The organism is Geobacter sulfurreducens PCA (assembly GCF_000007985.2).
GTDB lineage: Bacteria > Desulfobacterota > Desulfuromonadia > Geobacterales > Geobacteraceae > Geobacter > Geobacter sulfurreducens.
In genome coordinates, this window is sequence record NC_002939.5 from 2815680 (window position 1) to 2840529 (window position 24850).

General features: G+C 65.3%; 26 protein-coding genes. 10 read left to right on the forward strand and 16 right to left on the reverse strand.

Annotation, left to right across the window (positions count from 1 at the left end; all coding sequences use genetic code 11):
* Positions 1-76: 76 nt before the first annotated feature.
* The 6 genes from GS_RS12825 to GS_RS12850 all read left to right on the forward strand — a co-directional run bounded on the left by GS_RS12825 (position 77) and on the right by GS_RS12850 (position 5785).
* Positions 77-790: a glycosyltransferase family 2 protein gene (locus GS_RS12825; protein ID WP_010943189.1), complete on the forward strand. Its 714-nt coding sequence runs from the start codon at positions 77-79 to the stop codon at positions 788-790.
* Positions 783-1076, forward strand: a complete 294-nt coding sequence (locus GS_RS12830) for a lipid-A-disaccharide synthase N-terminal domain-containing protein (protein ID WP_010943190.1) — start codon at positions 783-785, stop codon at positions 1074-1076. Before GS_RS12825 ends, GS_RS12830 begins: the two co-directional genes overlap by 8 nt.
* Positions 1060-2679 carry an ArnT family glycosyltransferase gene (locus tag GS_RS12835; RefSeq protein ID WP_010943191.1) on the forward strand — a complete coding sequence of 540 codons (1620 nt, stop codon included), beginning with the start codon at positions 1060-1062 and terminating at the stop codon, positions 2677-2679. Before GS_RS12830 ends, GS_RS12835 begins: the two co-directional genes overlap by 17 nt.
* Before the next feature lie 91 nt (positions 2680-2770).
* Positions 2771-3985, forward strand: a complete 1215-nt coding sequence (locus tag GS_RS12840; RefSeq protein ID WP_010943192.1) for a peptidase U32 family protein — start codon at positions 2771-2773, stop codon at positions 3983-3985.
* Positions 3986-3992: 7 nt separating this feature from the next.
* Entirely contained in the window at positions 3993-4928 is a 936-nt protein-coding gene (locus GS_RS12845) for a 4-deoxy-4-formamido-L-arabinose-phosphoundecaprenol deformylase (RefSeq protein WP_010943193.1), read from the forward strand.
* Positions 4929-4969: 41 nt separating this feature from the next.
* Positions 4970-5785 (forward strand): RMD1 family protein, encoded by an 816-nt coding sequence (locus GS_RS12850; protein ID WP_010943194.1) that lies wholly within the window; start codon positions 4970-4972, stop codon positions 5783-5785.
* Here the strand turns inward: GS_RS12850 and GS_RS12855 are convergent.
* From GS_RS12855 to GS_RS12875, 5 genes are all read right to left on the reverse strand, one after another.
* Complete coding sequence (locus GS_RS12855; protein ID WP_010943195.1) at positions 5782-5967, reverse strand: hypothetical protein; 186 nt, start codon at positions 5965-5967, stop codon at positions 5782-5784. The two genes, GS_RS12850 and GS_RS12855, sit on opposite strands and share 4 nt — an antisense overlap.
* 99 nt (positions 5968-6066) lie before the next feature.
* Entirely contained in the window at positions 6067-7608 is a 1542-nt protein-coding gene (locus GS_RS12860) for a Ppx/GppA phosphatase family protein (RefSeq protein WP_010943196.1), read from the reverse strand.
* Positions 7605-8495, reverse strand: a complete 891-nt coding sequence (locus GS_RS12865; RefSeq protein WP_010943197.1) for a CHAD domain-containing protein — start codon at positions 8493-8495, stop codon at positions 7605-7607. The genes GS_RS12860 and GS_RS12865 overlap by 4 nt, the downstream gene beginning before the upstream one ends.
* A 48-nt stretch (positions 8496-8543) precedes the next feature.
* Entirely contained in the window at positions 8544-9068 is a 525-nt protein-coding gene (locus tag GS_RS12870; RefSeq protein WP_010943198.1) for a helix-hairpin-helix domain-containing protein, read from the reverse strand.
* Positions 9069-9095: 27 nt separating this feature from the next.
* A complete protein-coding gene (locus tag GS_RS12875) occupies positions 9096-9581 on the reverse strand; it encodes a SixA phosphatase family protein (protein ID WP_010943199.1) in 486 nt (161 codons plus the stop codon).
* Positions 9582-9768: 187 nt separating this feature from the next.
* On the opposite strand from GS_RS12875, the gene GS_RS12880 reads away from it, so the two are divergent.
* Genes GS_RS12880 through GS_RS12895 form a run of 4 tightly spaced genes read left to right on the forward strand, consistent with a single transcriptional unit; the run spans position 9769 to position 14041 of the window.
* The gene (locus tag GS_RS12880) at positions 9769-10086 is read left to right on the forward strand and encodes a YcgN family cysteine cluster protein (RefSeq protein ID WP_010943200.1); all 318 of its coding nucleotides are present in this window, start codon (positions 9769-9771) and stop codon (positions 10084-10086) included.
* Positions 10087-10145: 59 nt separating this feature from the next.
* Positions 10146-11423 (forward strand): DUF6178 family protein, encoded by a 1278-nt coding sequence (locus GS_RS12885; RefSeq protein ID WP_010943201.1) that lies wholly within the window; start codon positions 10146-10148, stop codon positions 11421-11423.
* Positions 11420-12187 (forward strand): sensor histidine kinase, encoded by a 768-nt coding sequence (locus GS_RS12890; RefSeq protein ID WP_010943202.1) that lies wholly within the window; start codon positions 11420-11422, stop codon positions 12185-12187. The genes GS_RS12885 and GS_RS12890 overlap by 4 nt, the downstream gene beginning before the upstream one ends.
* A 42-nt stretch (positions 12188-12229) precedes the next feature.
* A complete protein-coding gene (locus GS_RS12895) occupies positions 12230-14041 on the forward strand; it encodes a sensor histidine kinase (protein ID WP_010943203.1) in 1812 nt (603 codons plus the stop codon).
* Positions 14042-14190: 149 nt separating this feature from the next.
* Here the strand turns inward: GS_RS12895 and mtaB are convergent, their stop codons facing one another.
* The 11 genes from mtaB to GS_RS12950 form a co-directional block, all read right to left on the reverse strand.
* Positions 14191-15495 carry a tRNA (N(6)-L-threonylcarbamoyladenosine(37)-C(2))-methylthiotransferase MtaB gene (gene mtaB / locus GS_RS12900; protein ID WP_010943204.1) on the reverse strand — a complete coding sequence of 435 codons (1305 nt, stop codon included), beginning with the start codon at positions 15493-15495 and terminating at the stop codon, positions 14191-14193.
* The gene (gene mnmA, locus GS_RS12905) at positions 15495-16592 is read right to left on the reverse strand and encodes a tRNA 2-thiouridine(34) synthase MnmA (protein ID WP_010943205.1); all 1098 of its coding nucleotides are present in this window, start codon (positions 16590-16592) and stop codon (positions 15495-15497) included. The genes mtaB and mnmA overlap by 1 nt, the downstream gene beginning before the upstream one ends.
* Complete coding sequence (locus GS_RS12910; RefSeq protein WP_010943206.1) at positions 16576-17760, reverse strand: cysteine desulfurase family protein; 1185 nt, start codon at positions 17758-17760, stop codon at positions 16576-16578. Before GS_RS12910 ends, mnmA begins: the two co-directional genes overlap by 17 nt.
* Entirely contained in the window at positions 17757-18194 is a 438-nt protein-coding gene (locus GS_RS12915; RefSeq protein WP_010943207.1) for an Rrf2 family transcriptional regulator, read from the reverse strand. The genes GS_RS12910 and GS_RS12915 overlap by 4 nt, the downstream gene beginning before the upstream one ends.
* Positions 18195-18197: 3 nt before the next feature.
* On the reverse strand, positions 18198-18875 hold the full coding sequence (cysE, locus tag GS_RS12920; protein WP_010943208.1) for a serine O-acetyltransferase: 678 nt from the start codon (positions 18873-18875) through the stop codon (positions 18198-18200).
* A 150-nt stretch (positions 18876-19025) separates the two neighbouring features.
* Positions 19026-19379: a hypothetical protein gene (locus GS_RS12925; protein WP_010943209.1), complete on the reverse strand. Its 354-nt coding sequence runs from the start codon at positions 19377-19379 to the stop codon at positions 19026-19028.
* A 27-nt stretch (positions 19380-19406) separates the two neighbouring features.
* On the reverse strand, positions 19407-20513 hold the full coding sequence (locus tag GS_RS12930) for a response regulator (RefSeq protein ID WP_010943210.1): 1107 nt from the start codon (positions 20511-20513) through the stop codon (positions 19407-19409).
* A gap of 3 nt (positions 20514-20516) precedes the next feature.
* Positions 20517-23069: a hybrid sensor histidine kinase/response regulator gene (locus GS_RS12935; protein ID WP_010943211.1), complete on the reverse strand. Its 2553-nt coding sequence runs from the start codon at positions 23067-23069 to the stop codon at positions 20517-20519.
* Entirely contained in the window at positions 23070-23933 is an 864-nt protein-coding gene (locus tag GS_RS12940; protein WP_010943212.1) for an HDOD domain-containing protein, read from the reverse strand.
* Positions 23920-24255 (reverse strand): hypothetical protein, encoded by a 336-nt coding sequence (locus GS_RS12945; RefSeq protein WP_010943213.1) that lies wholly within the window; start codon positions 24253-24255, stop codon positions 23920-23922. Before GS_RS12945 ends, GS_RS12940 begins: the two co-directional genes overlap by 14 nt.
* Before the next feature lie 86 nt (positions 24256-24341).
* On the reverse strand, positions 24342-24848 hold the full coding sequence (locus GS_RS12950) for a chemotaxis protein CheW (protein WP_010943214.1): 507 nt from the start codon (positions 24846-24848) through the stop codon (positions 24342-24344).
* Between the last annotated feature and the right edge of the window lie 2 nt (positions 24849-24850).

Consider the following 24850-nt stretch of genomic DNA (forward strand, 5'->3'; position numbering starts at 1 on the left):
TACGTTAGCGTTGGATATGCTATAACATCGATCAGCGAGACAGCATCCGGCAGAGCGAGCGCCCACAGGACCGCACATGAAGATTTCCTTTGTCATTCCGGTGCATAACGAACAGGACAATCTCCTACCCCTTTTCGACGAAATCACCCGGATGGCCGATGCCGAACGGTACGAATACGAGATCATCTTCGTCGACGACGGGAGCCGCGACAACAGCCTCCAGGTTCTAAAATCCCTGGCGCGGGGCTGCCCGGCCGTTCGCTACCTATCGCTGGCCGCCAACCGGGGCCAGTCCGCGGCCCTGGGGGTGGGCTTCGCCCACGCCGCCGGGGATGTCATCATCACCATGGACGCCGACGGACAGAACGATCCGGCCGATGTGCCGGCCATGATGGCCCGTTACGGCGAAGGCTGCGACATGGTGACCGGCTGGCGCCGCAACAGGCGCGACACCCTGTCCAAACGGGTGGGGAGCAGGATCGGCAACGGCATACGTAATCGTCTCACCGGGGAGAGCATTCACGACACCGGCTGCTCTCTGAAGGTCATGCGGGCGGACATGGTTAAACGGATCAAGATGTTCAAGGGGATGCACCGTTTCCTGCCGACCCTCATGAGGATGGAGGGAGCCCGAGTCGTTGAGATGGAGGTGAACCACCGCCCCCGGCGCCACGGCACATCCAACTACACCAACTGGCGGCGGGCCCGGGAGGGGTTCTTCGACCTGCTGGCGGTGCGCTGGATGCAACGGCGGTATCAACCGGCAACGATAGGAGAAAAACATGTCTAAGGCGGCGATGCTTACCATGGGAATCGGTTTCGCCGGACAGGCCCTGTTCTTCATGCGCTTTTTCGTCCAGTGGATCCATACCGAGCGCCGGAAGGAAAGCGTCATTCCCGAGGCGTTCTGGTACTTCAGCATCATCGGCGGGTTGTTCCTGCTGGTCTACGCTGTCATAAAACGGGACCCGGTCTTCATCGTGGGACAATCCACCGGTACGGTCATCTATCTGCGCAACCTCTACTTCATCCGCAAAAACAAGAGGAAGGACGTGATCGATGCGCTTGAGTCGTAGGGCGCTCCCCTTCCTGGCCATCTACTTCCTGATCCTCCTCTACCCCGGGTCGGCCCTCCACCTGAGAGAGTCCACCGAGGCCCGCTACGGTGAAATCGCCCGGGAGATGGTAGTGACCGGGAACTGGCTCGAGCCGCACCTGAACGGCATCAAGCACTTCCACAAGCCTCCCCTGTCCATGTGGGGAATGGCCGCCGGGATGGAGCTCTTCGGCATCAACGGCTTCGGGGTCCGCTTTTTCGGCATCGTTGCCGCAACGGCAGCCCTGGCCGCCCTGCTCGGGACGGCCCGCATCTTCCTCGGCAGCGGGGACGAGGCGATCAATGCCATGCTCATCTGCGGCACATCGCTCCTCTTCCTCTCCTCGTCACGGGTGGTTTCCACCGACATCTACCTGGCCTGCTTCACGGCCCTGGCCCAACTCATGCTCTTCCGCCAGCTGTACGGCGGGCGCAGCTTCTGGAACGCCCCCCTCTACGGGCTGTTCCTGGGCCTCGGGTTCCTCACCAAGGGACCGATCATCCTGCTCTTCACCCTGCTCCCCTTTCTGGTGGCCAAGACCTTTGACCGCGATCACCGCAACGTTTTCACCTGGCGCGAGGTGGCCGCGGCGGCCGGCGCCTTTGCAGCGGTGGCACTCCCCTGGTACCTGGCGGTGAGCATCAGCAATCCGGAGCTTCCCGACTACTTCCTCAAAGTCCAGACCGTGGACCGGGTGGCCACCAACCGCTTCGGCCGGGACAAGCCGTTCTGGTACTTCTTCGTCATCTTCAGCGCCACCTTTTTCCCCTACACGCTGTTCCTGGCCCGGGGCGTCGCCGGGTGGAAGCAGCTCGACGGACGGATCAGGACGATCTTCGTCTATATAGTGGCGCCGCTGGTAGTGTTCTCCCTGGCAAAGAGCAAGCTGTCCGCCTACATCCTCCCCTTTTACGGCACGGCCTCCATCATAACGGCATACGCGCTGGCCCGGTTCGAGACGGCCCGGCTGCGGGCCGCCACCCTGGTCATCCTCACCCTGGCCGCCGTTGCGGCCGGCGGAACCGGCTTTTTCTACAAACCGGCCGCCCCCCTGAAAATCCAGCTCCTCCTCTACGGCGTAGCGCTCCTCGTCCTGTGCGCCTACCTCTGGAAGAGCCGCCTCTCGCCCCAGTTCGTGAGAAACACGGCCCTTTATACCCTCTGTCTGTCGGTGACGATCTATGGCGCCATGACGCATCTGGGCCCACACCTTAAGGGGTACGGCGACATGGTCGCCGCCATCGACCGCATCGACCCGGAGCACAAGCGCGACATCCTCATGTACGGCACGTTCATCCCCTCGCTCTCCTTCTACCGGAACCGGATCGCCGCCATGGGACTCGTGACCGACCGGGACCTGCGCTTTGAGGAGGACGGCGCCAACCGGGACATCTACCTTCCCACCGATGCCGACGTGGAGCGGTTTCTGGCCGCACGGGGCGAAATCTTCGTGGTGACCGACCAGGGCCAGATGGATCAGTTCCGGCTGAAGCACGCCTGCTCCGTCACGCCGGTCTTTGTCCAGCGCAAGCACACGGCCTATCTCTGCCGAAGGGAGCCTCCCCCGCACCCGGTGCCCTGATCCGCCCCCATGTTCTCCCATCAAAGTGTTCTGCCGGGAACGATGACTGTGATATCATCCCGGCCACACGAACCTTCAGCGCGGAGCAGTCATGCAGATCCCCGAACTCCTGGCCCCGGCCGGGAACCTCGAAAAACTCAAAGTGGCCGTCCACTACGGCGCCGACGCCGTCTACCTGGGCGGTGCCCGCTTCGGACTGCGGAGCCAGGCCGACAATTTCACCCCCGCCACCATGGCCGAGGCCGTGGCCTATGCCCACGACCGGGGGGTGAAGGTCTACCTCACGGTCAACAGCTATCCCGACACCGACGAGCTGGAGGAACTGGACCGCTACCTGGAAGAGGTAGCGCCGATCCCCTTCGACGCCTTCATCGCCGCCGATCCCGGGGTCATCGCCACCATCCGCCGCATCGTCCCGGACCGCACCATCCATCTCTCGACCCAGGCCAATACCACCACCTGGCGCAGCGCCCTCTTCTGGCAGCAGCAGGGCATCAGCCGCATCAACCTGGCCCGGGAGATGTCCCTGGAGGCGATCCGCGAAACCCGCCGCCGCGTGTCGGCCGAACTGGAGGTCTTTGCCCACGGCGCTCTCTGCGTGGCCTATTCGGGGCGCTGCCTCCTCTCCGCCGTCATGACCGGGCGCCATGCCAACCGGGGGGAGTGCACCCATCCCTGCCGCTGGAGCTACGCCCTGGTGGAGGAAAGCCGGCCCGGCGAGTACTACCCGGTCACTGAGGACGAAAACGGCACGTTCATCTTCAACTCCCGGGACCTCTGCCTCATCCGCCACATTCCCGAGCTGGTGGAGGCGGGAGTCGACTCCCTCAAGATCGAGGGGAGAATGAAGGGAATCCACTACGTGGCGTCGGTGGTGCGGGTCTACCGGGAGGCGCTCGACCGCTATGCCGCCGACCCCGCCGGCTACGCGTTCCGTCCCGAGTGGCTGGAGGAACTGTCCAAGGTGAGCCACCGGGGATACACCACCGGCTTCCTCCTGGGCCGCCCCGAGGCGGCGGACCTGGAGTACGACTCCCGTTATCTGCGCAGCCATGACTTTCTCGCCGTGGTGGACGAGATCCTACCCGACGGCACCGCCATCCTTGCCGTCCGCAACCGCATCCGGCCAGGCTGGACCATGGAGCTGATGGGGCCGGGCATGCGCTCGGATACCTTCAGGCTCGACACCTTCACCGACGAGAACGGGGCTCCCCTGACCGAAGCCCACCCGAACCAACGGATCCGGACGATACTCCCCGAAGCGGCCGCCCCCTGGGATCTGCTACGGCGGGAACGGGACGACTGAGGTCGCCATGGAACGGCCAACCATCGCCATCAAGGTCGATGCCGACACCTTCGTGGGGACCCGGGACGGCATCCCGCGCATCCTCGACATCCTCGGCCGCTTCGGGGTCAAGGCGACATTCTACTTTTCCCTGGGTCCCGACAATACCGGCAAGGCGGTGCGCCGCATCATCACCCGGCGGGGATTCCTCCGGACCAGCCTCCGGCTCAACGCACCGGCCCTGCTGGGGCCGCGGACCCTTCTCTCGGGCCTGCTGATCCCGCCCCCCATCATCGGCAACCGGCTCGCCGACACCATCCGGCTCACTGCCCGCCTCGGCCACGAAGTGGGCATCCACGGCTGGGACCACGTAAAGTGGCACGACCTTCTTCCCTGGATTCCGAAAAAGATGATCGCCCTGGAACTGGGCCGCGCCTGCGCCCTCTTCGAGGAGGTGATGGGACGACGGGCCCGGACCGCCGCGGCGCCCGGCTGGACCGTGAGCGCCGACTCCCTTGAAATCCAGGACTCCATGCTCCTGTCCTTCTGCAGCGATTGCCGGGGACGGACCCCCTTCTACCCGGTTGTGGACGGACGGCGGTTCGGCACCCTCCAGGTGCCCACCACCCTGCCGACCCTGGACGAACTGCTGGGCGGGGGGATCGCCACGGAGCGGGAGGCCGTGGACCGGCTGATGGGCCTGGTGGGGCCGGGACTCAACGTCCACACGGTGCAGGCCGAAATCGAAGGGAAACGCTATGCGCCGCACCTGGCGTCGCTGCTGGACCGGCTCACGGGAACCGGCGCCCGCTTCGTCACTCTGGGCGAAGCCGCGGACGAGGCCAAGCGGGCAACCGTGCCCGTCTGCCGGCTCACCATGGAGGAGATCCCGGGCCGTCCCGGGCGGGTGGCGGTTCAGGGCGAGGAATGGAGCGAACCGGGGCCGGCGGCCGGAGAACCGTGATTCCAGGCGTTGATCACCAGAGGAGCATTGGGGAGGGAGCCATGACGTCATTCACCGCCTTCGCCCTGCCGGGCGAACTTGACCTGAACCGGCTGGCCGCCGATCTGGGCTTCCCCCGGCGCTACCGGTGGGAAGAGCCCATGGTGCTCGACCAGGCGAGCCTCAAGCCCCTGTCGGGGGACCAGGGCACGACCAAGAGGGTCTACCTCTATTTCTTCGGCGGGGTGGTCTTCGTCAACTGCACGGAGGAGGAGGCAAGGGCCTTTTTCTGGAGCATGGCGCACTACGCGGAGCCGTTCAAGAGCGTGCCGGACGAAAAGTACCGGGATGACTACGCCCTGGCCCTGGGGGAGAGCAGCGGCCCCGCCGTGACCAACGATCTGGCGACCATGCCCGTGTATGATCCGGCCTACGTGGATACCATCTGCTTCGTCATCGCCAAATCAGTGGCCCTGGAGCGGATCGAGGAACGGGTCGACCAGGTCCTGGATGAAATGGAAACCGTCATCGGCATGCTCGACCGGGGCAAGCTGGGAATCTCGGACCGGCGTCTGGCAAAGCTGGCGGCCAACGTCCTGACCTACAAGTACCAGTCCATCGCCCACGTCATGGTCCTGGAAAAGCCGGAATTCACCTGGGAGAACCCCGAGGCGGACCGCCTCTACCTGACCATGGCCAACGTCTTCGAGCTGAACCAGCGCTACAACGAGATCAAGCACAAGGGGGAAACGCTCCTGGACATCACGGAGGTTTTCACGAGCCTCGCCCACGCCCGCCGCGCCTCCCGCCTTGAATGGACCATCATCATCCTGATCTTCATCGAGATCGTCATCTACCTCTTCGAGCTGGCCCGCTAAAAGCCGCCCGACAGGGCATACCGCTCCGTCGGGCACCCAGCCGCGGCCGGCAGGGAAAACGGCTTGTGGCATGCCCCGCAGGTGACGGTGCCCGCCGTGAATTTCTGCTGGAGCGTCTGGTTCCTGGTGTCGCACCAGTCACAGTACCAAGCGTAGTAGTCGCCGAGTGGAATAATATTCATCGTTGAACCTCCTGACGTGTCATGATCCCACTTTAGACGTTCAACACTTCGATTTCGTTACGGTACGCACACAATTACGAAAATACGGAGGGGACAGGCTCAGGCGAGGGCGCTTTCGGCCACCAGCAGGAGGCGCTTACTGAAGGCCTCCTCGAAGAGATCTCCCTTGATCTTGCCGCCGAAGAGCTCCACGGAGATTTCTCCGCGACTGGCAAGGGTAAGGATGAAGGTGCCGTCGGAAAGGGAACAGGTAAGGCCGGAGACCAGGCTGTTGCGGCGACGGTCGAGGCCGTCGGCGAGCCGCAGGATGCCGCCCAGGCGCGCCACCAGGAGCCGGTCCGGCTCCGCCAGACGCATGTACGACTCGTGCTTCTTCTTGGGAAGGGCCTTGCGGTGGTAGCGGGCCGCTGAGGCGATCAGCTCCCGCTCCCGGGGGGTGAAGCCGAAGAGGTCCGCGTGGCGGATCAAATGGTATGAATGCTTGTGGTGGCTTGAATAGTTGATGAAGTAGCCCACGTCGTGGAGGATGGCCGCCGCCTCCAGTATCCGGCGGGCTCCCTCGCCCATGCCATAGACCGGCTCCAGGGAATCGAATATCTCCAGGGAAAGCCGCGCCACCTGGAGGGCATGCTCTTCGTCCGCATGGCATGAACGGGCGAACTCCAGCACCGACTCGCGCCAGGTGAGGGGAGTTTCCATGCCGGGAATCAGGCCGTGGGTCCGCAGGGCCTTGATGATGAGCCCTTCCCGGATTCCCCGCTCATTGACCCGCAAGAGGTTCACGTCGAAGAACCTCATGAGCTCGTCCACCACAGTGACACCGGCAGTGATGATGTCGGCCCGGTCCGGGTTGAGCCCCGGCACCTCCCGGCGGGCCTTGAGGTCCTTGCGGGAGAGCATGGCCAGCAGATGCACCACCTCCGACCGGAGCACCTCGTAACGGTGGACCGATCCGTACCCCTCCCCCCGCATGGCCATGACCATGGCGGCGATAGACGTGATGGTGCCGCCGGAGCCCACCAGGCTCTGGAGGTGTCCCCACTCGGCGCCCAGTGACTCCTTCAGCGACGCGCGCACGTGTTTGCGCAGCCTGTCCAGGTCAGCCTGGCGCGGGGGATCGCTCCGGACGAAGCGTTCGGTCAGGACCACGGCCCCGAGCTCCAGGGAGTGGATATCCTCGATATGGGTCCCGAGCGCCGTGACGATTTCAAGGCTGCCGCCGCCGATGTCCACCATGGCGTAGCGGACCCCCTCCATGTCGAAATGGTTCCGCACCGAGAGGGCGGCCAGTTCCGCCTCCTCCTCGCCGCTGATCACCGCCACCCTGACCCCGACCGTCTCCTCCACGGTCCGGATGAACTCCTCGCCGTTTGCGGCACGGCGCACGGCGCTGGTGGCAACCGCCTCCACCACCTTGACCCCGTAGCCGTCCACGATCTTCTTCATCCGGCCAAGCGCCGTAACGGCACGCTCCCAGGCCGCCGGCGAGATGGTGCCGCTGGCGGCCATCCCTTCGCCCAGGCGCACGGTGGCCTTCTCGTCGTCCAGAACGCGAAATTTGCCGTTCCTGGTCACCTCCACCACGATGCAGCGGATGGAGTTGGTCCCGATATCGATGGCGGCCAGCCGGTTGTGGGTCACAGCGCTCTCCTCACCTGTTCGCCGATGGCTTCGAAGGGGGTCTCGGCCAGGAGCCCGGCAAACAGCGCGAACTGCCGGTGCCGCTCCCCCGCGATGTGGTTCAGGATGACACACTCATCCGCCGATGGCAATCCCTCGTGCCGGACGATGCCGGCAAAAACGTCCAGGTCGTGCATGGTGCCAAGAACGTCCTGGTAGGCCTTGATCGCGGCATGGAGGGAGTCGAAGTCGTTTCCCGGGAGAAAAGAGAGAATTTCCAGGCGGTAGCGGTAGTGCTTCACCGCAATCCTCAAGCGGTGCTGGGCCTCCACGTCAGCCTCGCGGCAGGCATCGGGCACCAGGGCGAGCACGTCGTCCAGGCGCTCCCGAAGGCGCTCGGCGGCAAAAACGGCAATGGTCGTGAAGGGGTCGATGCCCGAAGGGGGCGGCGAGAAGAGAGTCGGACATGCCACGATGCGGGCCAGGGCCTCGCGGGTGCGGCGGGGGTCCAGCTCCCGGAGCCTCAGCCGGAGCTGCCGCCGTTGCTCCCGGCGCAGGTCCTCGTGCCGCGCGATGATCCGCGCCAGGTGGCGGCCGGCGCTCCCGTCGGCCGTCTCCGCCATGTGCCGGAAAAAGACAAGGGCCTCGTCGGTATTGCGCAGGGCACCCAGGAGCCGGGTAACGCTCCTGACGCCCCGGGCCGCGCGCCGGACGGATTCGGGGAGATAGGCGGCGGCGAACAGGAGGAATCCCTCCCGGAGCCGCCGCGAGGAGACCCGAAGATCATGGATGTCCTCCGGGTCGAACGTTTCAGCCGCCCTGCGCCACCGGTCGAAGAAATCGTCCACCCGGCCGGCCAGAAGCGCCCGGGCCGCTATCCAGAGTGGTGTATGCCCGCTGATCCGCATGAGGGGCCCCGTTTCACCTTCGGACGCACCGACGGAGCAACGACGCCGTCAGGCAAGCACCCGCTTGAGGGCCTTGCGCGTCCGCCGCAGTCCCTGTTCGACCTCTTTGAGCCCCGTATCGGCCAGACCAGCCAGGCGTTTTTCGGCCTTGGCGAGCCCCTTGCCGGCCCGCTTCACCCGGCGGCCGATCTTCCCTTCCACCTTTTCCAGGGTCGTCACCACCTTGAGTAACTCCTTCTCCACCCGGCGGGCCGTCTTCTTTTCCAGTTCATCGGCAAAGCGCTCGCGTACCGTGCGGGCGATCCCCTCCACCTGCTCCCGCAGGGTCAGGGCGGCGGCCTTCAGCTCTTCCACGCGCCGGGCCCGGTCCTCAGCCTTCCCCTTAGCCAGTTCGGCGGCCTGGGCAACAATTGAGACAACCGAACGGGGATTCATCCCCTTGATGGCCCTGAGCCCCTCTTCGCCGGCCGCGGCGATCTTCTCGAAAGTGTCGTGCCCCGCCTCGGCCAGCCGCTTGGCCAGCACCTCGCCGATGCCGCGAATTTTCTGCAGTTCCTTCTGGACGTCCGTCATTCCTCTCTCCTTCCCCAAGACATGCTGTCAGGGCAGCGTGCGCGTCTTCTCTCCCCTGTGGACTACCCAGCGCAGCCGAGCGGTCCCCGTGGCCGGATCCAGCTCCAGGGCCACGGCCATTCCCTTGCGCAGCGGCACAGCCTCCGGCCTTCCCAGCAGATCGGCCACCACCCGGCCCACGTCGGGCTCGTGCCCCACGATGGCCACATGGCTGGCTCCGGGCCGACCGGCCAGCAGCCGGGCAAGCCCCTCCCGGTCGAAACCGGGGGCAAGTTCCCGGGAGACCGCCAGCTCCCCGTCGTAGTCCAGGCCGGCGGCGAGTAGTTCCGCCGTCTGCACGGCACGGACCAGGGGGCTGGTGACGATCAGATCGAGAGACATGCGCCGTCGGGCAATGACCCGGACGCTGGTGGCAAAGGAAGCCCGCCCCCGCGGCGTAAGCCAGCGGTCCTCCTCGGCGATCGCCGGAGCGCGTTCCACCGCCTCGGCGTGGCGCACCACGAGCAATTTCATATCACCTCCGGCACAGCGTGCAGTCCGGCTCCGCAAAAGAGTAAAGCACAGCATGCAGCGTTTTCAATGAGAATTCCCGCACAAAGCCACGGACAGGCAAAGATTTTACGCGGTTGTAACAATCAAGGGAGCCGGGCCGGCAGCCTTGATCATTGACACACCTCTCGCCGATAGGTATCCTCATGCCATGAAAAATCAGGACGAATCCGGCGATGGGTGGGAATCCCTCTGTGAGCGGTGCGGCCTCTGCTGCTTCGAGAAGATCGAAGACGAGAACGGCACCGTCTTCTTCACCGCAACCCCCTGCCGCTATCTGGACGTGACCACCCGCCAGTGCGTCATCTATGACAAACGGTTCGACATCAATCCCGAGTGCGTCAAGCTGACCGAGGAACTGGTGAGAACGCTCCCCTGGCTTCATGACGACTGCGCCTACCGCAAGGCGCTGGGGGTACGGCTGTCAAAGGTCAGAATGAACGGACGCAACAAGGGGAAAAGGGGCTGAGCCGGAGACGCGCCCGCACATCGCACGTTGCAACGAACAGGGAAGGGAGTTTTCAGGAAATGGGACGTGATGGCAGCAAGGTAGTCAGTCTGGAGGAGGAGCGCACCCGCCGCGCCATGGTCGGTAAAGCGACGGGCCCCGATGCGGAGGCGGCGTCTGCAGTCCCCGGCGGGGCCACCGCCTGGAAGCAGATGAACGCCCTCCTCGCCGACCCTCGCGCCCGGGAGGTGGTGCGCGCGCTGCCGGAGCAGCAGTTTTACTGGATACTGACCGAGGTGGGAATGACCGACGCCGTGGAGTTCTGGGAACTGGCGTCGCCGCGGCAGCGGATGTTCATTCTGGACATGGAGCTCTGGGACTCGTGGAATTTTTCCGAAGCGAAATCACACCAGTGGCTCAACCACCTGCTGGAGGCGGGCGAAGAGGCCGTGCTGGAGCAGCTGCCCCACATGGACGCGGAACTTCTCATTCTAATGTTCAAGAAGGAGATCATCGTCGGCGGCGGTATCGGCGACCTGGTCTCCGACGAAGAGCGGGTGGCCGACTGGGACCACAGCTTCGACAACGTCTACTTCTTAACCTTCCGCAACGCCGAACGGGCCCGCGCCGTGGGGACCTTCATCGATATCATCTTCCGCAACGACCGGGAGCTCTACCTGGGGCTCATGGAGGGGATCAAAGTGGAGCTGGAGAGCGAGCTGGAAGAGCTCGCCTACCGCTTCCGCTCGGGCCGGCTCGCCGACCTGGGGTTCCCCGAGCTGGAGGATGCCCTTACCATCTATGCCCGGCTCTCTCCCGACAGCTTCATCCCCTCAGCCGAAAAGCGACTAGACCTGGCCTCGGGTATAACCGGCCTCCCCATGCCGGCGGGATACGAGGAGTCATTCCTCAACCGTGCCCTGGCCCGGGTGGAGGGTCCGGTGGATCAGGAGCTCACCGCCCTCGTCAACAGCGCCCTGGTGGCCGACGGCGCCGCCCTCCGCTCCCGCGAAGGAATGGAGGCGATCTTCCGGCGGGTCCACGGTTACCTCTCCATCGCCCTTGAACACCTGTCAGACGGCGACGTGGAACGGGCCGCCGCGATCATCGGCCGGGAATACCTCTCCCGCCTCTTCCGGCTCGGCTTCGGCATGGTCATGGAACTGCGCAAGCACCACGAATCGCTGGTGATCGACGATTACGCCACCGGCAGGGTGATCGAGGGGCTGCGGGCCACGCCGCCCCGCTTCTACCGGGCTCTGGACCCGGACGGCATCGACGGCTTCCGGGAGTTCCGGGAACTCGCCGACATCCGCCGGATCAACGAACTGCTGGACCGTCATGGGGACCCGGCATGAATGACCGGAGCCACACCGGCGAAGAGGAACTGCGCTGCCGCGTGCAGGAGCTGGAGCACCGGGTTACCGAGCTCACCGAGGCCCTTGACGCCTCAAACCGCGAATTGCAGACCTTCAGTTACTCGGTTTCCCACGACCTGCGCGCCCCCCTGACCATCATCGACGGATTCGCTCGGGCCCTCATGGAAGACTGCGTCGAACAACTCGACGCCCAGGGGCAGGACTACCTCAAGCGGATCAGGATCGCCAGCCAGCGGATGGGCAACCTCATCAACGGGCTGCTGAACCTCTCCCGCATCGCCCGCGAGCCGCTCTGCTCCGGTACCGCCAACCTGAGCGAGATGGTGCGAACCATCGAGATGGAGCTCAGGTATCTGCACCCGGAGCGCAGCGTACTGTTCACCATCGAGGACGGTGTTACGGCGCAGGGAGACCGCCGGATGCTCCGTACGGTGATGGACAACCTGCTGCGCAATGCCTGGAAGTTCACGGTGGCCCGCGATCCCGCCCACATTTCCTTCGGTGTCTGCGTACAGGAGGGGAAAACGGCATATTTCGTGAAAGACGATGGTGCCGGGTTCGACATGGCCTTTGCCGACCGTCTGTTCATCCCCTTCCAGCGCATGCATCAGGGCAGCGAGTTCGAGGGGGTGGGCATCGGCCTTGCTACGGCCCACCGGATCATCCAACGCCACGGCGGCAGAATATGGGCCGAGGCGGCGCCCGATGCGGGAGCGACGTTTTATTTCACTCTGACCGGGTAAATCCCGACAGCTCTCCAGGACGCATCAGCGGGAGGCAGCCCCATGACTCTTCCCTTCCTGACCATCAGGATCAAGCTTATCTCCATCATCGGGTTCTTCCTGGTGCCGATGGCCGTCCTTTCCATCTACAACCACTACGAAATACTCAAGCGGGAAATCGACGACCTGAAAGGCCGCAATTTCTCGGCGGCCACGCACGTGGCTGTGGAAGTGGACCGGTTGATCACCGAGACCACCGGCGTTCTGCGGGTCCTGTCGCGCCATCCCACGGTCGTCGCCTGCGAACCGGCGGCCATGGACCGGCTATTCGCGAAACTGCTCCCCTCCTATCCCATGCGGCTCAACATCCTGGCGGCCGATATGGCCGGAAACAATGTGGGCTCCGGCGTCTCCTCCCCCACCGTGCACACCCTGAACTACAACGACAAGGAGTGGTACCAGCGGGCGCGCAGGGGCGCCTACATCATCGGCGATCTCCACGTATCCAAACTCTTCAAGCGCCCTGCCGTCATGATCGCAGGACCGGTCATGGACGATCATTCCCGCCAGGTGGGGGTTGTGGGCATCCCCATCGACCTGAACGCCATCTCCAAACACCTGGCCGTATCCACCAACCGCCTTGCCAACAATACCGACATTCTGGTGCTGGACCGCAAGGGGGGCATCATGATGGACACCCGCTCACCGGAACGGATCGGGCGCAATATCACCGACACCGCCCTCAAGTGCCCCGGAGAGGTGATCACCCCCGGCTTCACCACGGTCTGCCGGGGAAGCGACGGGGTTGAGCGGATCATCAGCGTGGCCAAAGTGGGAAACCACGGCTGGCACGCCCTGGTCTCCATGCCCCTGTCCGAGGCCCGCAGCTTTGCGCTCCTGGTGAGCCGCAAGGCCCTGTCCGCGGCCCTGATCGCAGGGCTCATCGCCATGTTCCCGGCCGTCAGGCTCGTCAGGTCCATCCTCGGCAGCCTGCAGGAACTGGTCGCCGCCATGGGTGAGGTCGAACGGGGCAACCTGACCTACAAGCTCCATTTCTCGGCCCGGGACGAGCTGGAAACCATCGCCTCCTCGTTCAACGCCATGGCCCAGCGGCTGAGGGCCAGCGAAGAGACCCTCACGGCACTCAACGCCGAGCTGGAAGAACGGGTCCTCCAGCGCACCGCCGATCTCGAGGCCATGAACCGGGAACTGGAATCGTTCAGCTACTCGGTTTCCCACGACCTGCGGGCCCCCCTGCGCCACCTGGAGGGATTCAGCGAAGCCCTGCTCGAGGACTACGCCGACCACCTCGACGAGAACGGCCGGCACTGCCTGGAGCGGATCAACGGGGCCAGCCGGCGCCTCTCGCAGATGATCGACGCCATGCTGGAGCTGTCGCGTCTCAGCAGGAGCGACCTGCAGCGCGAACGGATCGACCTGGGCGCCATGGCCCGCGACATCCTTGACGAGTTGCACGGCACCGAACCGGAGCGGCGGGTGTCGGTAAAAATCAGTGATGCCATGGAGGCAGAGGGGGATGCACGGCTGGTGCGGGTGGTGATGGAAAACCTGGTGGGCAACGCCTGGAAGTACAGCCGCACCCGGCAAGAGGCGGCAATCGAGATCGGCACCCGACAGGACGGGGCAACGACCATCTACTACGTGCGCGACAACGGCGTCGGTTTCGACATGGCCTACGCGGACCGGCTCTTCGCCCCCTTCCAAAGGCTGCACCGGGAGGATGAATTCGAGGGAACCGGCGTGGGGCTCGCCACGGTCCAGCGGATCGTTCACCGGCACGGCGGCCGGCTGTGGGCCGAGGCAGCCCCCGACAACGGAGCAACGTTCTTCTTTACCTTGGGAACCTGTTCGTAACTGCTGTTTCAGCAGATCGTGCCCGGATTTATGACGGATTTGGCCGGATCGATTGAGTAGCGCCGCAGGCGTAGCAGGGCTTCGTCGAGGACGGTACGATTGAAGGCCGGCCCAAAACGGCATGAAGACGGAATGCGAAACCGGAGTGATTACTTACGGACAGGTTCTGAGATAATGCCCCGCACCCCGTCGGCCTCCACGCCGGTTATCCGGACCATGACCTCACCCTCGGGGGGCGGCGTCACCGCCTCGATCCGCACCGTAATGTAGTTGCGCGACAGCCCCGTCACCTCTTTTCCCCGGCCGTTCAACACCAGCACCGGCAGATCCCGTCCCATGAAGCGCCGGTGAAAGGTCTCCCGCTTCCGGTCGGACAGCGCCCGCAGGACCTCGGCACGCTCCCGCACAATTTTGCCGTCCACCTGGCCGGGCATGCGAGCCGCGGGTGTTCCCTCGCGCCGCGAAAAGGGAAAGACGTGGAGGTGGGCGATGGGGAGCCCCTCCAGCAGGGCCAGGGTGGCGGCAAACTCCTCGTCCGTCTCGCCGGGGAAGCCGGCGATCACGTCGCAGCCGATGCAGATGTCCGGCACCGCCGCAGCCAGCCGTTCCACCCGCTCCCGGAAAAACGCGGCCGTGTACCGGCGGTTCATCCGCTCCAGCACGCTGTCAGAGCCGCTTTGGAGAGGGATGTGCAGATGGGGACAGATGACGGGCGACCGGGCCATCAGGGCGATGAGACCGTCGGAGATCTCGTGGGGCTCCACCGACCCGACGCGCAGACGCGGCACCAGCGCCTCGGCGTCGGCAGCCTCCAGCAGATCGAGAAGGCTCGCGGGGGGCTCCAGGTCGGCGCCGTAGGCCCCCAGATGGATGCCGGTCAGCACCACCTCCCGGAATCCCTGGTAGGCAAAGGTGCCGATCCCCTCCAGCACGTCCCGGAAGGGCACGCTGCGACTCCTCCCCCGGGCATGGGGCACGATGCAGTAGGAGCAGAAGGCGTCGCAGCCGTTCTGCACCTGGAGGAACGCGCGGGTATGCTCCGCAAAGCTCTCCAGCCCCAGGGCCTCCACGGTCCGCTGCCGGGAGATGTCCGACACCAGGATCTTTTCCGCCGGCACCGCATCCCGCAACAGCCCGGCGATCCCCTTCTTCTCGCTGTTCCCCACCACCAGCGACACGCCGGGCAGCTCACCCACCGCGTCGGGCGCCACCTGGGCATAACAGCCGGTCACCACCACCCGGGCAGCCGGGTTCCTGCGCATGGCCCGGCGGATGAGCCGCCGCGACTCCGCGTCGGTCCGTGCCGTGACCGTGCAGGTGTTGATGACGTAGATATCCGCCTCGTCCTCGAAGGGAACCAGCCGGAACCCCTCGCGACCGAGGCTTTCGGTCATGGCAGCTGATTCGAACTGGTTGATCTTGCAGCCGAGGGTGGTGATGGCAACCCGCTGCATCACAGCCGCCCCTCGATCCAGCCGCCGCCCAGAACCTCGTCATCGCGGTAGAAGACCACCGCCTGCCCCGGGGTCACCGACTTCTCGGGCTGCCGGAACCGGACTTCGGCACTGCCGTCGGCACGCACGGCAACCGTGCACGGCACCGGCTGGTGGCGGTAGCGGATCTTGCACGAGGCCTCCACGGTCTGCCCCTGGGGGGGCACGACCCAGGTCACCTCGGTTGCCGTGAGCCCCGTGGCCAGAAGCTCTTCGGCCGGGCCGACGATCACCTGCCGCCGCTCCGCATCGACCCCCACCACGTAGAGGGGAGTCGGGTGGGCGATGCCCAGCCCCCGGCGCTGCCCCACCGTGTAGCGGTAGGTTCCCCCGTGGCGGCCCAGGACATTCCCCTTGCGGTCTACGATCTCGCCGGCCATGAGCCCCGTTCCCCGCTCCTCCTCCAGGAACCGGACGTAGTCGTCGTCCGGGACGAAGCAGATCTCCTGGCTCTCCCCCTTCTCGGCCACCCGCAGCCCCCGTTCCGCCGCCAGGCGCCGCACCTGCTCCTTGGTCATCTCTCCCAGGGGGAACAGGGTCCGGGCAAGCTGGTCCTGGGTCAGGGTAAAGAGGAAATAGCTCTGGTCCTTGGCCGGGTCCAATCCCCGCAGCAGGTGGTAGAGGCCGTCCTCTCCCCGGACCCGGCGGGCGTAGTGGCCCGTGGCCAGGAAGTCGGCGCCCAGTTCCCGGGCCTTGTGGAGCAGGAGCTCGAACTTCACCCTTTGGTTGCACCGGACGCAGGGGTTCGGCGTCCGCCCCCGGAAGTACTCGTCCACGAAGTCGTCGATCACCAGCCGCCGGAACTCCTCCTCGAAATTCACCACGTAGAAGGGGATGCCGATCTGCTCCGCCACCCGGCGGGCATCGTGGATGTCGTCAAGGGAGCAGCAGGTGTCGAACTTCTCCCCCTCCGGTGCGGCGAAATTCGCGTAGTCCCAGACCTGCATGGAGATGCCGATGACCTCGTGCCCCTCTTCCTTCAGAAGCGCCGCCGCCACCGACGAGTCCACCCCGCCGCTCATGGCGATGACGATGCGCTGTCTATGCTTCTCTGCCATCTCCACCTCGTTTCACCCGTTCGACGATCTCCGGCAGCACCGTCAGCACCCGGTCGATCTCCTGATCCGTATTTCCCAGTCCCAAGGAAAAGCGCACGGCTCCGCCGGCCTCCTGCGGGGACAGCCCCATGGCGGCCAGCACCGGCGAATGTCGCAGGGTGCCGGAACTGCACGCGGACCCCGACGACACGGCGATCCCGGCCAGGTCCAGAGCCATGAGCAGCGTATCAGCGGTCACACCTTCAAAGCTGATATTGCTCGTATTCGGCAGCCGGAACTGCCGATGGCCGTTCACCCGCGCGCCGGGCACCCGGCCGAGGATTCCCTCCTCCAGCCGGTCCCGCAGGCGACAAACCCGCGCTGTCTCGTCGGCCAGGGATTCCCGCGCCAGTCGGCACGCTTGGCCAAAGCCCACGATGCCGGCCACGTTCTCGGTTCCGGCCCGGCGATTGCGCTCCTGGGAGCCGCCGTGCACCAGCGGGTGGCAGGTTGTGCCACGCCGGATCACCAGCGCCCCCACCCCCTTGGGACCGTAAACCTTGTGGGCCGAGAGCGCCATGAGCGACGCGCCGGTGGCGCGGAACTCCAGGGGGACCTTGCCCAGGGCCTGGACGGCGTCGCAGTGAAAGGGCACCCGGTGCCGCCGGGCGATCTCGCCGATTTCCGCCACCGGCAGCAGCACGCCGGTCTCGTTGTTGGCATACATGGCCGTGACGAGAATGGTCCGCTCCGTGATGGCCTCTTCCACCCGCGTCGGGTCCAGGATACCGTCCCGGTCCACGTCGAGCCAGGTTACCTCGTATCCGCCGTGCTCCAGGTAGCGGCAGGAATTGGCCACGGCCGGATGCTCCACCCGGGTGGCGATGATATGGTTGCCCCGCTTCCGGAGGGACGAGGCCACTCCTTTCACGGCCATATTGTCGGCCTCGGAGCCCGACCCGGTGAAAACCACCTCACCCGGCTCGCATCCCGCCAGTTCGGCCACCGCCTCGCGGGCCTCCTCCACGGCCCCCTTCACGGCCCGGCCGGCCCAATGGATGCTGGACGGATTGCCGAACCGCTCCCCCAGAAACGGCAACAACGCCTCCACCACCAAGGGGTGCGTCGGCGTCGTCGCGTTGTGGTCCAGATAGATCAGCGGGACAGTGCCCGCGGGGGCTTCACTCATTGATCCTCACTCTCGCCGGGCCGTCGGCGGGCGTCCCGCACCAAGTCCTCCAGGGTGATGGAATCCAGGAACGTCCTGATCCGCTCGCCGAGCATCTCCCAGACCGAATGGGTGGTGCATGCCGCAGTGCGGGTACAGCGCCCCTTCCCCTTGTCCATGCAGGAGACCGGCGTCAGCGGTTCTTCCACCGTGGCCACGATTTCGCCCACCAGGATGGCCGAGCTCTCCCGGGCCAGCAGGTAGCCCCCGCCGGGCCCGCGCACGCTCTCCACGATGCTGCCGCGACGCAGGCGGTTGAAGAGTTGCTCCAGGTAGTTGAGCGGGATGTCCTCCCGCTGGGCGATATCCCGCAGGGCCACGGGCTTCCCCTCCGAGTGGAGCGACAGATCGACCATGGCCCGCACCGCATACTGGGCGCGCGTCGACAGTCTCATGGACTAATTCCCCCCATCCAGGCGGCGCTTCAGCGCCTCGTGCTCGGCGGCCAGTTCGCCGTACTTGCGCTCCAGCTCCCGGATCTGTTCGAAGAGACAGGAAATGGCCTTGGCTTCCGGGTCGGGCAGCTTGCCGTGCTCGAAATCGGACTTGTCCTTCGGCTTCTCCGCGGCCATGACCACCCGGCCGGGGATGCCCACCACGGTGGCATTGGCCGGGACCTCCTTCACCACCACCGAATTGGAGCCAATCTTGGCCCCCTCGCCCACGGTGAACGGACCCAGGACCTTGGCGCCGGAACCGATGACCGCGTTGCTCTCCACGGTGGGGTGCCGCTTCTTCTTCTCCAGGCTGACCCCGCCGAGGGTCACCCCGTGGTAGATGGTCACGTCGTCGCCGATTTCGGCCGTCTCGCCGATCACTACCCCCATGCCGTGATCGATGAAAAGGCGCCGGCCGATGGTCGCTCCCGGATGGATCTCGATGCCGGTGAGAAAACGGCCCACGTGGGAAACAAGGCGGCCCAGGAAATGGAAATCGCTCCGCCAGAGCAGGTTCGCCAGCCGGTGAAACCAGATGGCGTGCAGCCCCGGGTAGCAACAGAGCACTTCCAGCGTGCTGCGGGCAGCGGGATCGCGGTCGAGCACCGATTGAATATCCTCGCGCAGTCGTGCAAACATCGGCAGTCCCTTCCGGGGATCATGATCCCCACGCGGATTGGAAACAAAAGGATGCCCGAGACGGCACGAGGGGCATCCTTACATTAAGGATATTCGATCAGTAGCATACCCTACAATTTTTGTCAACTTCTAGCAGGTCCCTCCTCCCCGTCACGAAAGGGTCAACTCTCCCTTTTCCCAGCGCTCGATGGCCACGGACGCCCGGAAGCCCAGGAGCCCCGGCTCCCGGGCCAGCCGCCGCAGGATCGCCAGGGAGCGGGGTGCATCGTGGGAAAGCGAATAGACCGCAGCCATGCCCGCCGCGGCTCCGGTGCCGCGCTCCGCGGCGTCCAGCAGTCCGGCCCGCCCCGCCGCGCCGAAGGCGGCGATCTCCCGATAGAGGCGCGCGAGCATCGTCGCATGGCGGTCAGCCCGCCCCGCGTCCATGGCCTCCAGGGCTTCCCCGTGGGCGGTGGCCGCCGCGGTAAAGCGGCCGATCAGGATTGACAGGCGCTGCTCTTCCATTCCACTCCCTTCCCGTTCAGGCCGCGATCATGCCAGGAACAGCACCTGCTCCAGGGCCGCCTTCTCCTCCACGGGCTGGTCCATGAGCGAGGTCCGGATCGCGACGAAGGCCTCCACGTTGGCCAGGAATATTTCCAGCAGACGAGGGTCGAAGAACGATGCCCGCCCGTCCCCCATGACGGAGAGAACTTCGTCGAAGGGCATTGCCGGCTTGTAGGGGCGCTCCGAGCAGAGGGCGTCGAACACATCGACGATCATGACGATGCGCCCGAAGATGTGGATATCTTCTCCGGCCAACCCGCAGGGGTAACCGGTGCCGTCCCATTTTTCGTGGTGCTGGAGGGCAACGATCCGTCCCATCTCCAGGGATGTGTACCGGTCGCCGCCGGCGAGGATCTTGCCGCCGATGACCGTGTGGAGACGCATGATCTCCATCTCCTCGTCCGTGAGCCGTCCGGGCTTGAGGAGTATCCGGTCCGGTATGCCGAGCTTGCCCACGTCGTGAAGCGGAGCCGCGTAGCGGAGCACCTCGCACTGGTCCTCGGGCAGCCCGCTCAACCGGCCGAGCTCCCGGGCCATCTCGCTGATGCGGCGCGTGTGCATGCCGGTTTCCACATCGCGGAACTCGGCGGCGCGGCCAAGGCGCAGCGTTATCTCGTACTCCGCCTCCCGGGCCATGGCCAGGGCGTTTCTGACCTCGGCGGTCTTGCGGGCCACTTCCCGCTCCAGGATGCCGTTCACGTCCTGGGACAGGTCCACCAGCTTCTTGGCGCGGACATGGTTCATCACCCGCAGGCGCAACTCCTCCGTGTCGTAGGGTTTGGCGAGAAAATCGTTGGCCCCCAGCCTCAGGGTCCGGGTCACTTCGTCCTTGCTGGCCGTGAGGACGATAACGGGGATGTCGCACCACAGAGGATGCTTCTTGAGGGTGGCGAGCGTCGCAAACCCGTTCAGCTCGGGCATCTCCAGATCGAGCAGGATGAGGTCGATGGCGGAGTTCTTATCCAGCACCCGGAGAGCTTCCAGGCCATTCTGCGCCGTGATCGGCGTTGCCAGGCCGTCGAGCATGACCGAAAGCAACTCACGGTTCATTTCTTCATCATCTACCACAAGGACCGAGATTGAATCCAGCATGATCTATCTCTCCGTTTCGCGTACAAACGTGTCATATTCGGCGGCAAGGGGCTGAAGCAGGGAAACCGCTTCGTCCAGCCGGCCGCTGATGGCGGCGTCCTCAATGCGCAGGGCCAAGGCGAGCACGCGTTGCGCGCCGATATTGCCGGCGGCGCCGACAATGGCGTGTGCCCCCACCCGAAGCCCCGCGACATCCCGTTTCTCCACTGCCTCCCAAAGCTTGGCAAGATTCTTTTCCGTCCCGTCCCGGAACATCCCCACGAACTTCGGAACCAGCTCGTCCTTGCCCCGGAGCCGGGCCAGCAATCCCTGCCGGTCGAAAACCGGCGGCGCCTCGTCCGCGACCGCGGGGGCGGTTTCCCGCCCGTCGCCGGCGCCGTCGAGCGAGCCATCGACCCCGCAGCAGGAGTGCACTGCCCGGACCAGTTCCTCGGCCGTAAAGGGCTTGGCCACATAGCCGTCCATGTCGGCGGACAGACACTGTTCCCGATCCTGCCGCCCGGCATAGGCGGTCAGCGCCAGGATGGGGGTCCGTCGGCCGGAACCGCGCTCCTGCTCACGAATTCGACGGGCGGTCTCGAACCCGTCCATAACCGGCATCTGCACATCCATCAGCACCAGGTCGAAGCGGGAGTCCTCAAGGGCCTTCAGGACCTCCTCGCCGTTGGCGGCCTGGGCCACCCGGTGCCCCATCCGGCCGAGAATGGCGTTGACCAGCATCCGGTTCACCTCCACGTCGTCGGCCACCAGGATACTGAGGCCGGGGCCGCTGCCGGGCTGCGCCGACCGGGGGGGTGTTTCGGACGGTTCCCGCCCGGTCAGAGCCGAAACGATCGCCTCCCCGAGATCGCCGTGCACGAGCGGCTTGAGCAGACACCTCGCCTTGTCCGGCCAGAGGCGGCTCTCCTTTTCGACCACGTCGCCCACCTCGGTCATCAGGATCAGCCTCAACTCCGTGCCGACGCCTTCGGTCAGGCGCTGGAGCGCCTCCTGCCAGCCGGCACCCAGGGACTTCTTGTCCACCAGCGCCATCAGGGGCTCACCGGCAGCGGTCGTCATGCCGGCGGCAAGCTCCAGGGCATCGTCCACGGTGGCCGCCACCCGGGGCCGCATGCCCCAGCCGGTCAGGTAGGAGACGAGGACCCTGCGGCTGCTCGTGGGCGCCTCGACCACCAGCACGGGCCGCCCGGCAAGGCCGTGGTCCGCGAGGCTGTCGGGTTCAGGCGGCCGGAGCTGGAACCGGCAGGTGAAGTAAAACGTGCTCCCCTCCCCCGGGGCGCTCTCGACCCGGATATCGCCCCCCATGAGTTGAACGATCCTGCGGGAAATGGCCAGGCCGAGGCCGGTGCCGCCGAAACGCTTGGTGGTGGATGAATCGGCCTGCTCGAACACGTTGAAAATCCGGTCCAGCGCCTCCGGCGCGATCCCGCACCCCTGGTCCGAAACCGAAAACCGGAGAAGCACTTCGTTCCCCTCGACGGCCGCCGTTTCCACCGCCACCACGACCTCTCCGCCGTCGGAGAACTTGATGGCGTTGCCCACCAGGTTCACCAGAACCTGGCGCAGTTTCCCGCAATCGCCGATGAGCGGGTCGATCACATCTTCCCGGGGGTCGCAGACGAGTTCCACCCCCTTCTCGGCCGCCCGGGCGGACAGGGAGCGCACCGCCTGTCCCACGAACGTGCGCAGGGAAAAGGGCACCGGGTCCAACTCAACCTTCCCCGCTTCTATCTTGGAGAAATCGAGGATGTCGCCGATGACCCCCATGAGGCAGTCGGCGGACCCCTTGATCGCACCGAGGTACTGGTGCTGTTGCGTTTGGTTCAGCCCGCCGCCGAGCAGGAGGTCGGTCATCCCCATGATGCCGTTCAGGGGGGTCCTGATCTCATGGCTCATGTTGGCGAGGAAATCGCTCTTGGCGCGGCTGGCGCTTTCCGCCTGTTCCCGGGCCGCGGCCAGGTCGCGGGTCCGCTCCTGCACCCGCTGCTCCAGCGAGGCCAGGGTATCCCGTACCATGGAGTACAGCTCCGTGCTCTCCAGAGAGTGGGCGCAGGTGTGCATGATGACCGACACGGCGTTGAGGGTTGCCGCATCGGGTGAATGGGAGCTGCCGGGGAGAATGCCCGCGAACATGCCGCGGATCCGGGAGCGGGTGGCGACCACGTGCAGCAGCAGGGACCGGTCGTCGGCCAGGGGGACGAGGATGGCCTGGTTCCGGTTCAGGGCCCAGGCAAAGGTGCCGTCCACGATCTTGGCGTCGATGATGCGCTGGATTTCGTCATGCCCCTCGTCCGGCTCCCAGGAGACAAGTTTGAAGCTGCCGTCGCTGCACGAGATGAGAAAGCCGGTCATGCGGCAGTCGAGGACCCGACGGAGCTGGGTCAGGGTGGCCCGGAAGATTTCCTGGGGGTCCTTTGCGCGGCCCAGGTCACTGTGGAACATACTGCTGGAGGCCAGCATGTCGAGGATCGACAAGTAGCGATGGTTGGCTTCTTCCAGGTAATTGACGCGCTCCAGCAGGAAGGCGCGGGATGGTGCGGCGGCCTTCTGTCTCATTTATCCCTCCACGAGGATGGCGAACGTTTCCTCTACCTGGGGCTCGGACTGCTTCACTATTGTCGTCAGGATCGACACCGGCACACCGAGGCGGTCCCACGCGGCGGGGTCCAGGAGGGGCACCCCCCCTTCGCCACTGGCGCCATACCCGAGGGCCTGACAGATGATGTCGGCCAGGTGGATGATCGACACCTCCAGCGAGAATTGCTCGGCCTTGCCGGGCTCGTGGTGATAGGCGACCGGCTCGTTGATGGTGGCAGGAATCTTCCACGCGCGCAGCAGTGCGCCGCCCAGGGCGGCGTGGTCGAAGCCGAGCGCGTCCCGTTCGGTGGCATCGAGGAAGCGGGACTCCAACCGGTTCCTGGCCAGCACCTCGCTGACTTTTTCGGGAATGGCGGTGCACATGACCAACTGCCCCACGTCATGGAGAATGCCCGCCACGAAGAACCGCTCCACGTTGCTTTCGCGGAGATAGATCGCCAGGTTGCGGGCCACGATGCCGCAGGCGATGCTGTGCCGCCAGAACAGCACCATGTCCATCAGCTCGCGGGGGATATCCTTGAAGACATCCATTACCGAGGCCGCAAGGGCCAGGTCCCGCAGCTGCTGGGTGCCGATGATCGTCACCGCTTTCGAGATGGAGTCGACCTTGGAGAAAAAGCCGAACATGGGGCTGTTGGCGAGTTTCAGGATGCGCGCGGTCAACCCCTGATCGTCGATGATGATCCGGGCCACATCGTCGATGGAGCTGCGGGGATGGTTGATCGCCTCGTTGAGCCGCTCGTAGAAATAGGGGAGCGAGTAGACCGTCCGGGTCCGGTCAACGATCCACTCCATAGTCAGGGTGTGGTTATGGGTTGCCATGGATGACCTTTCTCAGGGCGGCAAGGCGCAGCAGCTCGCGCATCACCGGATGCTCCATGTCGTTTTCCCCGAACAGGGGCCTGAGCTCTGCCTCGGCAGCCTCCATCAGAGCCGGCGGGACCTCGGGGGAGAGGGGCGAGGCCGAGCCGCTGCTGTCTTCCCCCGCGATGTCGGCTTCAGTCACGCCCCAGGTCATCAGGATGACAATATGCTTGCGCTCCAGCTCCACCCCGGCCCCCAGCAGCAGCCTCCCGGTGCGGTCATGGACGTCAGCGGCAAGGACCATTCCCTCTTCGAGGTTTTCAGTCGGCACTATTCCCACGGTTCAGGCTCCCCGGCGCCGGCATCCCTTCTCCGGCGCCCACGAATTGATGCGTTCCGCCAGTAGCATACCACGGCTTGGCCGGGTCAGCACAGGCGTGAAGTATCGCCGAGCTGTCCCAGTTCGCGGGGCGTCAGCATCTTGTCTGGGTCCAGCATCACCAGCAGTTTCTCCCCCTGGTCGACCACGCCAACGATGTACTCCTGCTCGCCGCCGGAGCTGAGCAGCGCGGGCGACGGCTGAATCCGGTTGCCGGCGATCCGGATCACCTCAGACACGGCATCCACCCTGAATCCCAGCAGGGCGTCCCCCACGCCCATTACCACGATCCGGGTCCGGTTGTCGCTAGCCACGTCCGCCAGGCCGAACTTGTCGCGCATGGAGATGATCGGGATCACCCTCCCCCGCAGGTTGATGATCCCGTCCACGTAAGGCGGGGCCTCGGGAACATGGGTTATGGTGCTCATCCGGATGATCTCCCGGACCTTCAGGACGTCCACCCCATACTCTTCATGGTCGACCGTGAAGCTGACCAGCTGAATCAGTTCATCGCTCGGGCCGACCGAGACATTCGTTACCAGTGCGTGTGCCATGA